Origin of the sequence: Nakamurella sp. (assembly GCF_048594475.1) — a bacterium.
Classification (GTDB): domain Bacteria; phylum Actinomycetota; class Actinomycetes; order Mycobacteriales; family Nakamurellaceae; genus Nakamurella.
Genome location: NZ_JBMDXT010000249.1, coordinates 1 through 14,154, shown reverse-complemented (window position 1 = coordinate 14,154; position 14,154 = coordinate 1). Strand labels below are relative to the sequence as shown.

The following is a 14,154-nucleotide window of genomic DNA, read 5'->3' as shown; positions in this document are numbered from 1 at the left end:
AGTCGGGGCGGCGGGTCGGCGACGCCGCGGGTCTGGCCCATGCGGTCGAGAACGGGGGAGCTGAAGCCGAGTTCGTCGAGCATGGCCCGCAGACCCGGCTGCGCCTTGGCCGCGCCGGAATCGAAGATGGGCGGCCGGCGGTGGTTCCGGGAATCCCGGGTATTGCATTCCCCCTGGGGTGGTGCTCACGATCGCTTCCTTGCGATAGTTGGGTACTGGCTCAGCAATGGGATGAATGGGACGTCATTTCGTCACGCAGAATGGCTCGACGAATGCGAGTGCACCCGATCGGGTGTTCCGGGAGCCGACCCCGCGGCGGCTCCCAGGCGCCTCGATCTGCCTCACGCAGCCGCAGGTTCGCTGCCGGCGGCTCCGGCCAACGCCGTCATCGCCGGTCCGAGCAGGCGGTCCAGCCCGGACCGGAGTCCGTCCGCCTCCTTGTCGATCGTGGTCGCGTTGCCCCCGAGCAGTGCGGGCAGGCGCTCGACCTCAATAGGGCCGCGCAGATCGATTGTTTCGGTGAGTCTCTCGCGCGCGGTGTCGACCGCCGAGTCGTCCCGTCGCGCGCTCGCAGCGACGGCCGCCAACCGCAACATCTGCACAACGGTGCGCAGCATCGCCGGGTCGTCGGACTCGGGATCGAAGGCCATCACGATCCGGCGGGCGGTGAACGTCTGGATCGTGCGTCACCCACCTGGTCGGGACAGCGGACCAGACCCAGCGACGTCAGTGCTGTGGCGGCGTACTCGTCACCCAGGCCGGCGGCGATGCCGCCAATCAACTCGTGCACCCGCTGCTCAAGGTGCCTCCCTGAGGATGGTGAGCCTTGCGGTGGCGGTGGTCGCCTCAGCGGCGGCGTAGGCCTGCCGGACCGCGGTCGCTCACCATCAGCGGGCGATCGGCCGCCCCGGTCGCCGGACCAAGATCATGGGGAGCGCGGGCGTCCGGACATCGCTCCTTGAGATCGGCTGGCAGCCGGTCGATGACCTTGGCTGGGAACCGAGGTCGAGGAGCTGACGACCTGGACCGGTTGAACTCTTCCGACCAGACCCTTTGGTGCGCGTCTCAGGCCATCGAGGCGGGCTGCACTCGGGACATCCTGGTGCTGCTGATCGACCTGAAGCTGCACGAACGCAAGGGCCGGGCGATCACCAACTTTGCCGCGACCGTGCCCCCGAGGACTCGAACATGGCCCAGCAGGCCACCAAGCGATCTGCTGTACGGAACAGATGGAGTCGATGGCGCCGCGCTACTCGCAGCGGCGTCGCGACGACCCGCACGCTGGCCAAGTCCGGCCGGACACCGCGCGGTGCCCGGCCGGGTCGGCTCACGGCGTGACGGTGGCCCTGGCCGGGGTCGGCGCGGCGCCGACCCACTGGCTGCGGCCGGAAGCGCAGTAGGTGCCGGTGGTGTCGGTGACCAGCGAGACCAGTTCCAGCTTCGCGTGCTTCGCGACGAGCTTGTACATCGTCGGGGTGGTTCCGGCCGGGCAGTTGCCCGGCTGTGAGTCGGACAGGAACGCCCACGTCGTGATGGTCACCGTGTCGCCCTCCCGCGGGAAGGGAACCGGTGCGCCGCGGCGGACTCCGAGTTGGGCCGTCTCGTTCACCGTCCGGTCGTACTGGCGCAGGCGCTTGCCGGAACTGTCCGCGCAACCGTAGTCCCGGCTGACCTGGACGGTGCCGTTGAGCAGCGCCTCCGGGTACTCCGGTCCGGTGGGGCGCCACGGGGCGCGGTTGAGGCCGGCAAATGTCGCCGCCACCGAGACATACCCGCAGGAGAACGAGTTGTAGTCGCAGACGGGCACGGGATACTCGGTGACCCCGGTCGAGATCGTGGCCTTGGCCAGGTAGAGCGGCTTGAGCGGAGCCGCCTCGGCGATGCTGGCTCCCCCGAGCAGCAGCGCGATGGTGGCGAGCAGGGACAGCAGAATACGTCGGATCATGGCACTTCCCCCGTTGCACACAATGTGTCGTTCCGAAGGCTAACAGGCTGCTCGGTGCCGGCCCAATCCGGCGGACGGGTGTCGGCTGCGACGAAGAACACGGTGTGTGTGATCGACGCGGCGAGCCTGCGGTCACCCGCGTGCGGCCTGGGAAGGGCTGGCCGACAACGGTTTTCCCCCGGTCCGGGGCCAGGAACCGGTCGGCTGGCGAGACCGGATCGTTATGTGGGGCGGTTCAAACGCGCGGCCTGACACATCAGGTGGTTGCGTTCGGCAACGGTGGGCGCTCGACCGGCCGCCTCGGCATAGAGCCGCGCCGCGGCGGTCCGGTCGCCGGCGCGCTCCTGCAGGTGGGCGAGCACCGCCGTGTACCGGGGCACCGACGCGTCCACCGTGGCCAGGGCGGCCAGGCCGGCCCGGGGTCCGTCGGCCTCCCCGACGGCCACGGCGCGGTTGAGTCGCACGATCGGACCGTCCGCCAGCCGCGCGAGCTCGTCGTACCACTCGACGATCTGCACCCAGTCGGTGTCGGCCGCGGTGGGGGCGTCGGCGTGCAGGGCGGCGATCGCGGCCTGGGCCTGGAACTCGCCCAGCCGGTCGCGGGCCAGCGCCCGCTGCAGGACGGTCACCCCCTCGGCGATCATCGCGGTGTCCCATCGCGACCGGTCCTGGTCGGCGAGCGGGATGAGGTTGCCGTCGCTCGTCGTCCGGGCCGCGCGGCGGGCCTGGTGCAGCAGCATCAGCGCGAGCAGCCCGGCGACCTCCGGGTGGTCGATCGCCGCGGCCAGGCGCCGGGTCAGTCGGATGGCCTCGGCGGACAGGTCCACGGCGCCCGAGTAACCCTCGTTGAAGACGAGATACAGCACCCGCAGCACGGTGTCGACGTCGCCCGGCCGGTCCAGCCGCACCCCGGCGACGGTGCGCTTGGCCCGGCTGATCCGCTGCGCCATCGTCGCCTCGGGCACCAGGTAGGCCTGCGCGATCTGCCGGGTGGTCAGACCGCCGACCGCCCGCAGCGTCAGCGCCACCGCCGACGCCGGGGCGAGCGACGGGTGGGCGCACAGGAAGTACCGCGCCAACGTGTCATCCACCGCCGGCACCGGCCCGGGCGGCGGCTCGACGTCGACCAGATCCTCGCGCCGCCGCCGGGCCGTGTCCCCCCGGGCCTGGTCCAGGAACCGGCGCCAGGCCACGGTGATCAGCCACCCCTTCGGGTCCCGCGGCGGGTCGGCCGGCCACGTCCGCAGGGCCTCGACCAGCGCCTCCTGCACCGCGTCCTCCGCCGTCGGGAAGTCGGCGCCCCGGCGGACCAGGGCGCCGATCACCCCCGGAATCAGGACGCGCAGCCGGCCGGCGTCCAGCTGATCCGTCATGCGCCGCTCACTCGCCGCTCACTCGGAGATCGTCGGCGGCGCCGCCATGATCGGCCGCACCTCGAGCCACTCGTGGATCGGCCGGCCGCCGGCCCCCGGGGCGGCCGACAGCTCACCGGCCAGTTCCAGGGCCCGGTCGTAGCCGTCGACGTCGACGATCATCCATCCGGCAATGAGGTCCTTCGTCTCGGCGAACGGGCCGTCGGTCACCGGCGGGCGGCCCGGACCGTCGTACCGGACCCAGGTGCCCTCGGGGGCCAGGCCCTCGACCCCGACCAGCTCGCCGGTCTGCTCCAACCGGGCCGCGAAATCCTGCATGAACCGGATGTGCGCGGTGATCTCCGCCGGATCCCACTGGTCCATCGGGACGTTGTTGACCGGAGCCGGAGCTCCGCGGTAGTGCTTGAGCAGAAGGTACTTGGCCATGGTGTCTCCTCGGTGCGGTGCGACCCATTCTGGTCGCGCTCGACCCGGGGACGGAGCCGGCCGGCCGTTCTCGACATCGGGCCCGGATCCGCCGCGGCCGAGCGGAGGAACGACGGTCCGGGAACGACGATCCAGGACGACGACGCGGGGACGAGGGAGCCGGATGCGCATTCTGGTGGTGGGAGCCGGAGCCGTCGGCGGCCTGTTCGGCGGCCTGATGGCCGCGCACGACCGTGACGTCACCTTCCTGGTCCGCGACGCCCGGGCGGCGGTGCTGCGCCGCCGGGGGCTGGAGCTGGTCGGCACGGCCGGCGGGCCGCAGGACGAGGTCAGGGCCGTCCCGGTCGGCGTGCTCACCGCCGACGAGCTGCCGGGCGCGGACCCGTTCGACGTCGTGCTGCTGGCCGTCAAGGCCTACGGGCTGGACGGGGCGATCCCCGACATCGCGCCCGCGGTGGACGCCGGCGCCGCGGTGCTGCCCGTGCTGAACGGCATGCGCCACATCGACGTGCTGGCGGACCGCTTCGGGGCGGACCGGGTGATCGGCGGGTTCGCCTTCGTCTCGGCCTACCTGGACGACCGGGGCCGGGTCGCGACGGGACCGGTCGCCGCCGCCCTGACCTACGGGGAGCTCGACGGGTCGCCCAGCGATCGGATCCGACGGTTCCACGCGGCGGCCGGCGGCTGCGGCTTCCGGGCCACCCTGTCCTCGGCGATCCGCGACGAGCTGTGGGCCAAGTGGGTGTTTCTGGCGTCCTTCGCCGGTCTGAACGTGCTGACCGGCGGCTCGGTCGGGCAGGCGCGGGCGCCGGGCGGCCCGGAGACGGCCCGGGCGCTCCTGGCGGAGGCCGCCGCGGTGGCGCAGGCGGCCGGGCACCGCCCGCCGGCGGACAAGCTGGCCGCCGACCTGGCCGTGCTGACCGCCCCGGACTCGGACAATCGGGCGTCACTGGACAAGGACCGCCGGGCCGGGCGACCGGTGGAGGCCGAGGCGATCATCGGCGACCTGGTCGACTGGGGGGTCGCGGCGGGGGTACCGGTGCCGTTGCTGCAGGCCACCCGCGCGGCGCTGGCCGTGCATGCCGCCGGCGCCGGCTGAACCCCGGACAGCACGCGGCCGGCGTGGCAGCATGGGACCCGATGTCCAGACGCAACCGCGAGCGGCGCCACCTGCACGCCGTGCCCGACGCCGGCCCGGCCGCCGGGTGCGGGCCGCAACTCGGACGGGGCACCCGCCGGGACGTCGGACCGGACCGTGGGCCCATGCCGCTGGCGGCCTGGACGCCCGATCCCGAGCCCGATCCGGCGGCGGCCGAGCTGTCGGTGGACGCCATCCTCGACCAGCTCGCCGAGTGCGGGCTGCCTCCGGAGCTGCTGGACGAGGGGCATGCGCTCAGCGGCGAGCACCATGCCGAGCTGGCCGGCCTGTTGCGGGCCGCCGCCGCGATGCTGTCCGGCGACCCGGTGGCCGGCCTGCTCGGCATCTGGCAGCCGCTGCTGGACCCGCGGCTGGGCGTGTTCGACGCGGAGCTGGCGGCCGCCGAGATCCTGTGGTCGTTCCACGGCGCGGTGGGTGACGACGATCTGGTCGACGGCCTGAGCCGGCTGGTGGAGGAGGCCGCGCCGACCGGGCGGCCGGAGGCGCTGGTGATGTGCCGGATGCTCCACCACCTCGGCCCGCCGGACGTGCGGCACCTGACCGGCCGGGCGGCCGCCGACCTCGTCGCGCGGGGCCTGCCCGACCGGCCGTGGGTGGCCGACCTGGGCACCGCCTGTTTCCGCCGGGCCTACGGGTTCGTCGACGGCGCGGCCCGAGCGTTCGTCGCCGAGTTCGCGTACGGTCCCCGGCCGCACGCGTTCGTCGTCGTCGTCGACGAGCTGGCCGGTGGGCTCACCGGCCTGTACGCGACGGAGGACGTCGAGGCCCTGGCCCGGCAGATGTGCCTGGACGCCGCGGCGACCCCGGGCGGGCTGCGCGAGATGACGGCCGCCGACCTGGCCGGCCGCCTGGGGCGGGCGGTCGACCTGCCGCTGTGGGCCGAGCACGAGGAGGACGAGGCGGAGATGGAGAGCCTGGTCCCGATCGTGCGGGAGCGCGTCGGCCGGTTGGCCGGCGTCGGTGCGGCGCCGGCCCGGCGGCTGCGGTCGGACCGCGGCCCGGTCGCCGGCGTGGCCGCCCTGCCGGTCCGGCGACGACCCTGACCCGATCGGCAATCTCACAGATCGGGGCCCGGCCCGGCGGGACCGGGGCCGGACCCGGCGGTGACACGATGTGGCCCAGCCATCGCCGTGAGGGAGACGCATGCCGGACGGACCACCGCCGCCCCAGGAACCGACCCGGGACCACGCTCCGGGACCGGACCCCGACCCGGAGCGGGCCGCCGGTCCGGCGCTGAACCGCGCCCAGGCGGACCGGCTGGGCCGGCAGCTCGACGCCTGGCGCCGCCAGCTGGTGGCGCTGGATCGGCGCCAGCGGCAGCTCTACTTCAAGCACACGCGAACGGCCTCGCTCGAACTGGCCGAGCCGACGCCGGCCGGGGTGGCCGAGCTGCTGGCCGGCCGGCCCGTCCGGCTGTACACGCTCGACCCCGATCCGGCTCCGGGAGCGGCTGCGGCGCCTGCCGGCGGCCCCACGCCGGGCGCGGCGCCGGCCGCGGGTGCGGCCCCCGGGCCCGACCCGGTCACGGATCCGCCCGGCCTCCCGCTGGCCGTCGACGGGCCGGAGATCCCGGGGCCGGCCGCGGACCGGGGGACGGAGGACCCGCCGCCGGCCGACCGGGCCATCGACGGGGCAACCGCAAGAGCAACCGAGAGCGCCGCCGATCGGTACGGGCGCGCGGTCGACCCCGGCGTCCGGGTCGCCGGCAAACGCCCGGCCGAGCTGGAGAACTCGCTGCGCCGGCTCGATGTCGTGACCCGTCAGCTCTACGCCGACCGCGGCCTGTGGACGCTGTACGCGGGTCTGCTGATGCTGCAGTGGATCGACCCGGACGACCGCGCGACCGTGGTCAGCCCGGTCGTGCTCGTCCCCGTCGAGCTCACCCGGCCGTCGCGCGACCGGCCGTACGTGCTGCGACCCACCGACGACGACCCGGTCCTGAACCCCACGCTGGCGCTCAAGCTGGGCGAGCTGGGCGTGCGCCTGCCCCCGTTCGACGCCGACGAGATCGACCTGCCGGGCCTGGCCGCGGCCGTCGGCGCGGCCATCGCCGACCGCCCGGGTTGGAGCGTGCTGGACCGGTCGGTGCTGACCACGTTCAGCTTTCACAAGGAGGCGATGTACCGGGACCTGACCGACAACGCGGAGCGGATCCTGGGCCATGCCCAGGTGCAGCTGCTGGGCCTGGGGCCGGACGCCCCGCAGGCGCCGCACCTGGCGTTCGACCCGCCGGACCCGGCCACCCTCGACCGGGACCACCCGGCCGAGAACCTGGCCAGCATCCTGGATGCCGACAGCAGCCAGCGTGCCTGCATCGTCTCGGCCCGCGCCGGTCGCAGCTTCGTGATGGACGGTCCACCGGGGACCGGCAAGAGCCAGACCATCGCGAACATCATCGTGGAGCTGATGACCGCCGGCAAGACGGTGCTGTTCGTCAGCGAGAAGGCGGCCGCCCTCGACGTGGTCCGAGATCGGCTGGCCCGGGCCGATCTCGGATCCTTCCTGTTCGAGCTCCACTCGCAGGCGGCCACCCGCAAGCGGGTCGTCGACGACCTGCACACCACGCTCCAGCAGCAGGTCGTCACCCGGGCCCTGTTCACCGACACCGACCGTCGCCTGCTGGTGGCGATGCGCAACCAGCTGACCGGCTACGCCGTCGCGCTGAACGAGACCCGAGAGCCGTTGGGGCGATCGATCTTCGACGTGCTCGGTGAGCTCGGCCGGCGTCCGGACGCGGCCGGATCGCTGCCGCCGTCGGACTTCTGGGCCGCACTGGACGGGCAGACGCTCCAGCGCATCGCCGATCATGCCGGCACCCTGTCCCGCAACTGGCGCCCCGCCCTGGACGGGGAGGGCTTCGGCTGGCGGGAGCTGGCCGACATCGGCCACACCGACTACTCGATCCGGCAGCTGGTCGCCGCGGTCGCCGATGCGGCCGGCTCGGCCGACGGTGTGGTGCTCATCGGGGCGGCCGTCGACGACGACACCGGGCTCGCCCAACCGATGAGCCTGGCCGCCCTGCAGGCGCGGGTCCGGCTGCTCCAGCTGGCCGAGCGGCGGCCGGCCGCCCCGGCCGACCCGCCCGACGAGTGGCTGATCGCCGACGATCTCACGGCCGTGACCGGTCTGCTCGCGGCCCGCAAGGCCGCCGTCGGGCAGCTGCTCGCCGCGCGGGCCGAGGTGGCCGGGATCGTCGGACCTCGGGCGGCCGAGGTCGATCCGGCCGACCTGCCCCCGCTCGCCGGCCTCACCTCCCTCACCTGGGCGCCGGGGGAGGGTTCGAGCACGGCCGGGCTGCCCGACCTGCTGACCTTCCTGGACGCGGCCGGCGACCGGCTGGCCGCCATCGTCGCGGACGCCGCCCACCTGGGCGGGCGGCTGGGACTGCCGGGAACGGGGCTGTCCCTCGGCCGGGCCCGCACCTACGCCGAGCTCGCCCTGCTCGCCGAGAGCCCGAACCGGCCGCAACCGGGCTGGCTCAACCCGGCCCGGCAGCCGGCCGTCGCCGAGGCGATCGCCGTGCTCGGCCCGCTGGTCGAGCAGGTGCGGCAGCGCCGCGCGTCCCTGCGCGAGGTGTTCATCGATCAGGCCCTCACCCTCGACCTCGCCGCCCTCGCGGCCCGATTCACCCACGACCACCGCGGTTTCGGGCGCTTCTCCGGGGCCGCTCGGGCCGACCGGCGGGCCCTGCGCGAGGTCACGGTGCGCGGCAAGGTCGACCGCCGGTTGCTCGAACGACTGCCGGACGCCGTCGCCTGGCAGGCTGCCGTGCGCGACCTGCAGGCCCGTGAACCCCAGTTCGCGCCGCCGCTGGAGGCCGGGTACCGGGGGGTGGACACCGACTTCGCCCGCCTCTCCGGGGCGTTGGAGATCGCCCGCCGGGCCGCCGCGCTGGCCGGGGCGACGGTCGATCCCGCCCGGCTGGCCGGCCAGCTCGCCGACGGGTCGTCGCCCGACCCCGGGTTGACGCCGGTCGCCCGCCGCCTGGCCGATCAGATCGCCGGCTGGATCCGTTCCACGGCCGGACATCTGGACCCGTCGGCGATCCGGCAGATCGAGCACCTGACGCTGGACGACACGGCCCGCTGGTGCGCCGACCGGGCGGCCGACCTGCGCGCCCCGGTCACCGCCGCCGGCCGGGTGGCCGCCCTGGCCGGACGCCCGCTGACCCTGGTCCAGGCCCGCGCCGCGGTGGCCGCGGCCCGCCGGCTGGCCGACGGCAGCGCGGCGCTCGACGCCACCCGCGCGGCGGACGGCGCGGCCCTGGGTCCGGCCTACGCCGGAACCGGCACCGACTGGGCGAGCCTGGATGCCGCCCTCGAATGGGCCCGCCAGGTCAGGGATGTCGTCGGGGGCCCGCTCAATCCGGTCACCGCCGGTCGCCTGCCGTCCCTGACCCTGGAGTCCGGACTGCTGGTCGCGGCGATCGAGGACTGGCTGCGCTCCCGGGACCGGGTGCTGGCCGCCTTCACGGCCGACCGGGCGCGCGAGCTGACCGTCGAACTGGCCGTCGACCTCCGGGAATCGGCGCAGGCGCTGCGGGAGATGGCGCAGACCGCGCCGCATGACGTCACCGAATGGTGCGCCTTCGCCACCGAGCGGGCGGCGCTGGCCGACCTGCACCTGGCGGACGCGGTGGCGGCGGTGGCGGCGGCCGGTCTGCCGGCCGACGAGGTGGCCGGGGCGATCGAGGCGGCCGCGCTGCGGGGCTGGCTGGACACCACGATCGAGCGGGACGAGCGGCTGCACCGTTACCAGGCCGCCGAACGCGACGCCCTGGTCGCGCAGTACCGCGAGCTGGACCGCCGCATCGTCGACCAGGCGAACACCCTGGTCGCGGCGACGTGCGGGGACCGCCGGCCGCGGTCGCTCACCGGCCGGCCGGCCCAGATCATCACCCGGGAGGCGAACAAGAAGAGCCGGCACAAGCCGATCCGGCAGCTGCTGGACGAGGTCGGTTCCCTGGTCACCGAACTCAAGCCCTGCTTCATGATGAGCCCGCTGACCGTTTCCACCTTCCTGAGCCCCGACCTGCGGTTCGACGCCGTCATCTTCGACGAGGCGTCGCAGGTGGTGCCCGCCGACGCGGTGAACTGCATCTACCGCGGGAACCAGCTGATCGTGGCCGGCGACCAGAAGCAGCTGCCGCCGACCGACTTCTTCGCCCGCGCCGATGATCCCGAGCTCGACGACCTCGACGGCCCGGCCGGCGGCGCGGACGGCGCGCTGGACACGTTCCAGTCCGTCCTCGACCTGTGCAAGGCCGCCGGCGGGCTCACCTCGCTGCCGCTGACCTGGCACTACCGCAGCCGGCACGAGGACCTGATCACGTACTCCAACTACCGGTTCTACGACGGCACGCTGCGCACCTTCCCCAGCGCGGTCTTCGACAGCGCGGACCTCGGAGTCGAGCACTACCAGGTGGACGGCCGGTACCGGCGCGGCGGCGCGCGCGACAACCCGGTGGAGGCGGCGAAGGTCGCGGAACTGGTCGCCCACCACGTGCGCACCCGCCCGGGCCTGTCGCTGGGGGTGGTCACGTTCTCCACCGCCCAGGAGGACGCGGTCCGGGCGGCGATCGAGGCGTCCGACGATCCGGCCGTCGTCGACCTGCTCGACCAGCGGGACCGGCTCGACGGGTTCTTCGTCAAGAGCCTGGAGAACGTCCAGGGCGACGAGCGCGACGTGATCATCTTCAGTGTCGGCTACGGCCCGGACGAGAACGGCGCGTTCACCATGAACTTCGGCCCGCTCAACCGCGAGGGCGGCTGGCGCCGGCTGAACGTCGCGATCACCCGGGCCCGTCGCCGGGTCGAGATCGTCAGCTCGTTCGCGCCCGCCCGAATCACCGGGGTGACCTCGGCCGGGCCGCTGCACCTGCGCGGGTACCTGGACTTCGCGGCCCGCGGCGCGGCCGCCCTGGTGCACGACACCCCCACCGCGACGGCCGACGCCGGTGGCGGGTTCGAGGCCCAGGTGGCGCAGGTCGTCCGATCCTGGGGCTACCCGGTGCACGCCCGGGTCGGCGCCGCCGGGTACCGGATCGACCTGGCCGTCCGCCATCCCGACCGGCCGGGGGAGTACCTGCTGGGCATCGAATGCGACGGCGCCGCCTACCGTTCCGCGACCACCGCGCGGGACCGGGACCGGCTCCGGCATCAGGTGCTGGACGGCCTGGGCTGGCGGATCCACCGGATCTGGGCGATCAGCTGGTGGCGCGACCGCCCGACCCAGGAGGCCCGGCTCCGCGCCGCCCTGGACCAGGCGGTGGCCGCCGCCGACCGGCCGGCGCCGGTCCCGCCCGACGGGTCGGCGGGCGGGGACGGTGCGCCGGGTGCGCGGGACACGGCCCCGCGGGCCGAGATCCGTTTCGACGAGCTCGATCCGGCCGCGGTGCCGGCCTGGGCCCGGCCCTACCCCGCGGTCCCGGACGGGCCGGGCGCCGGCTCGGGGACAGGCCATGACCCGCGCTCGCCCGAGGCCCGCCCGGCGCTGCGCCGGTTCTTCGAGGCGGTGCTGGCCGCGGAGGCGCCCGTGCACGAGACGGTGCTGTTCGCCCGGCTGCGCGAGGCGTGGGGCGTCTCCCGGATGGGGGCGCAGATCCGCGCGAACGTCGAGCACGTGCTCGCCCGGGCCCGGGTCGCCGGCCGTCCGGGCGCCCGGGACGCCGCCGGGTTCTTCCGGATCGACGGCCGGGACCTGACGACGGTCCGGGTGCCCGCCGGCGGGGACGGCGCCCGCAGCGTGCTGGCCATCCCGCCGGAGGAGATCGACCTGGCCGTGGTGGGGACCGTGGGGGACGCGATCGTCATCGAGGAGGACCAGCTGATCGTGGCCGTGGCCCGGTTGTTCGGCTGGCAGCGTTCCGGGCCCGACATCCAGAACGCTCTCGCCGCCGCGGTGTCCCGGGCGACCCGGCAGGGCCGCATCCGGCGCAGCGAACGTCGGGAGCTGCGGCTGGGCCGGTGATCCGCGACCGCGCGGTCCCGCAGGGGGGCCTGCGGACGGCGACGCCGGGGACCGTCCATCGGCAGCGCGCCGACGGACGGTCCCCGGCGCGAACCGAGGACGGATCGGAGGGGCCGGCTAGCGCCGGACCTCCGGCGCGCTCGGCCGGGCGGGCGCGCCCGGGGCGGCGGCGCCGTCCCGCACGAACGCCGGATCGTCGGCCAGGTCGCGGTTCTTGGTCTCCGAGTAGGTGCCCACCGCGAGCACGGTGATCACCGAGGCGACCGTGACGTAGACCGCGACCGCGTACCCGCTGCCGAACCCGGTGTACAGGGCGACCGCGATGATCGGGGCGAGGCCGCCGGCCGCGATGGAGGCCAGCTGGTATCCGACCGAGACGCCCGAGTAGCGGACGCGGGTGCCGAACAGCTCGGACAGGAACGCCGCCTGCGGGCCGTACATCGCACCGTGGAACAGCAGGCCGCCGACCACCGCGACGACCGTCAGCGGGAAGCTCTTGGTGTCGATCAGGAAGACGAAGACGAACGACCAGACCGCGACGCCGATCGCGCCGAACAGGTAGAGCGGCTTGCGGCCGACCCGGTCGGACAGCGCGCCCCACAGCGGGATGGTCACGAAGTGCACGGCCGCGCCGATCAGCACCGCATTGAGCACGAACGAGCTGGACGCGGTGTGCTCCGGCGGGTTCTTGGTCAGGTAGGTCACGATGACGACGGTGAAGATGTAGTACGAGACGTTCTCGGCGAACCGGGCGCCCATCGCGGTGAAGACCTCGCGCGGGTACTGGCGGAACACCTCGACGATCGGCATGTGGGTCTTGGCGGCCGCGGCCCCGTCGGCCTGGGCCGCGGCCTGCGCGGCTGCTTGCTCGGCGGCCTGCCGGAAGACCGGCGACTCCTCGATGGACAGCCGGATGAACAGGCCGATGAGGACCAGCACGGCCGACATCAGGAACGGGATGCGCCAGCCCCAGGACAGGAACGCGTCCTCGGTCTGCACGAACGCCAGCAGGGCCAGCAGGCCGTTGGCGATCAACTGGCCCAGCGGCACCCCGGCCTGCGGCCAGCTGGCCCAGTAGCCGCGGCGCTCCTTGTCCCCGTACTCGGAGACGATCAGCACGGCGCCGCCCCACTCGCCGCCGAGGCCGAAGCCCTGGACCAGCCGGAGCACGATCAGCAGGACGGGCGCGGCCAGCCCGATCGTCTCGTACGCCGGCAGCACGCCGATCAGGAACGTCGACAGGCCCATCATCACCAGGCTGATGACCAGCAGCTTCTTCCGGCCGAGGATGTCGCCGTAGTGGCCGAACACCAGGCCGCCGATCGGCCGCGCGATGAAGCCGATGGCGAACGTGCCCAGGGCCAGCAGGACGCCGACTGCGGGATCGCTGGCCGGGAAGAAGACCTTGGGGAACACCAGGGCGGCGGCCACGCCGTACAGGAAGAAGTCGTACCACTCGACCGTGGTGCCGGCCATGCTGGCCGAGACCACCCGGACGATCGTCGAGCGGCTCGGTGCGGGCGGGGACGTCGGGGGAGTCGGGGCAGGGGTCGGTGAAGTCGTCATTGATCCTCCGGGAAAGGGGTAGGCCCCGCCGGTCCGGATCGGCGCCGCGGAGGGGCGACCGCGTCGGTGGGCGGAGCGGAACTGGCGCAGACGTTACGACCGTGACCGGACGCGCACAGCGTGTCACCGACACATGCTTGGGCCGGGTTTCATGTGCCGGCCGCACGGGTGGGCGACGATCGTGCGGGTCGGGGCGCGGGATCGAGGCACATCGTCCGGCGGCCCGGTGCCGCGCGGGCGCGTAAGATCGATCCACGAAGCACCCAGCGCTGAGGTCCGACTTGCCCCCGCGTGGCGCCCGCCGCCACCGGACCGGGAGACGGATCGGCGTCTGCTGCGGCCGTCGGGCCGGCGCGGACGTTCAGCTCTGACCGAACCGCCAGACGATTTGCCGCCGCCCGTTCCGCCGGGTAGCCTGATCGACCGGCCCGGTCCTGCTGGGTCGCTGTCGTGTGCCCTCGATCCGGCCGGTCGGGATCAGCGTGCGGCGGCACTCGCAGTCACCCAGATCGGCCTGAAGCACGGCCTCGTCGCGAAGGAAGAAGTCAGCAGCGCATGCCCACGATCCAGCAGTTGGTCCGCAAGGGCCGCACCGAGAAGATCGGTAAGACCAAGACGCCCGCCCTCAAGGGCAGCCCGCAGCGGCGCGGTGTGTGCACCCGCGTCTACACCACCACCCCGAAGAAGCCGAACTCGGCGCTGCGCAAGGTGGCCCG

8 protein-coding genes and 1 pseudogene are annotated in these 14,154 nt (G+C 74.1%); 4 read left to right on the top strand and 5 right to left on the bottom strand.

The window, feature by feature from the left end; genetic code table 11:
- Nucleotides 1–341: 341 nt before the first annotated feature.
- From ACOJUF_RS11495 to ACOJUF_RS11480, 4 genes are all read right to left on the bottom strand, one after another.
- A complete protein-coding gene (locus tag ACOJUF_RS11495) occupies nt 342–650 on the bottom strand; it encodes a hypothetical protein (RefSeq protein ID WP_420121982.1) in 309 nt (102 codons plus the stop codon).
- Nucleotides 651–1,327: 677 nt separating this feature from the next.
- Complete coding sequence (locus ACOJUF_RS11490; protein WP_420121981.1) at nt 1,328–1,945, bottom strand: hypothetical protein; 618 nt, start codon at nt 1,943–1,945, stop codon at nt 1,328–1,330.
- Nucleotides 1,946–2,166: 221 nt separating this feature from the next.
- On the bottom strand, nt 2,167–3,306 hold the full coding sequence (locus ACOJUF_RS11485; protein WP_420121983.1) for an RNA polymerase sigma factor: 1,140 nt from the start codon (nt 3,304–3,306) through the stop codon (nt 2,167–2,169).
- Nucleotides 3,307–3,336: 30 nt separating this feature from the next.
- On the bottom strand, nt 3,337–3,744 hold the full coding sequence (locus ACOJUF_RS11480; protein WP_420121980.1) for a YciI family protein: 408 nt from the start codon (nt 3,742–3,744) through the stop codon (nt 3,337–3,339).
- 163 nt (nt 3,745–3,907) lie between these two features.
- Between ACOJUF_RS11480 and ACOJUF_RS11475 the strand changes: the two genes are divergently transcribed.
- The 3 genes from ACOJUF_RS11475 to ACOJUF_RS11465 all read left to right on the top strand — a co-directional run bounded on the left by ACOJUF_RS11475 (nt 3,908) and on the right by ACOJUF_RS11465 (nt 11,872).
- Entirely contained in the window at nt 3,908–4,843 is a 936-nt protein-coding gene (locus ACOJUF_RS11475) for a ketopantoate reductase family protein (RefSeq protein WP_420121979.1), read from the top strand.
- 41 nt (nt 4,844–4,884) lie between these two features.
- On the top strand, nt 4,885–5,946 hold the full coding sequence (locus ACOJUF_RS11470) for a hypothetical protein (protein ID WP_420121978.1): 1,062 nt from the start codon (nt 4,885–4,887) through the stop codon (nt 5,944–5,946).
- Nucleotides 5,947–6,046: 100 nt separating this feature from the next.
- Nucleotides 6,047–11,872, top strand: a complete 5,826-nt coding sequence (locus ACOJUF_RS11465) for a DUF3320 domain-containing protein (protein ID WP_420121977.1) — start codon at nt 6,047–6,049, stop codon at nt 11,870–11,872.
- A 117-nt stretch (nt 11,873–11,989) separates the two neighbouring features.
- On the opposite strand, the gene ACOJUF_RS11460 is transcribed toward ACOJUF_RS11465, so the two are convergent.
- The gene (locus ACOJUF_RS11460; protein ID WP_420121976.1) at nt 11,990–13,438 is read right to left on the bottom strand and encodes an MFS transporter; all 1,449 of its coding nucleotides are present in this window, start codon (nt 13,436–13,438) and stop codon (nt 11,990–11,992) included.
- A 555-nt stretch (nt 13,439–13,993) separates the two neighbouring features.
- Here ACOJUF_RS11460 and ACOJUF_RS11455 point away from each other — a divergent pair.
- Nucleotides 13,994–14,154: pseudogene (locus tag ACOJUF_RS11455) on the top strand (30S ribosomal protein S12); the annotation flags it as partial.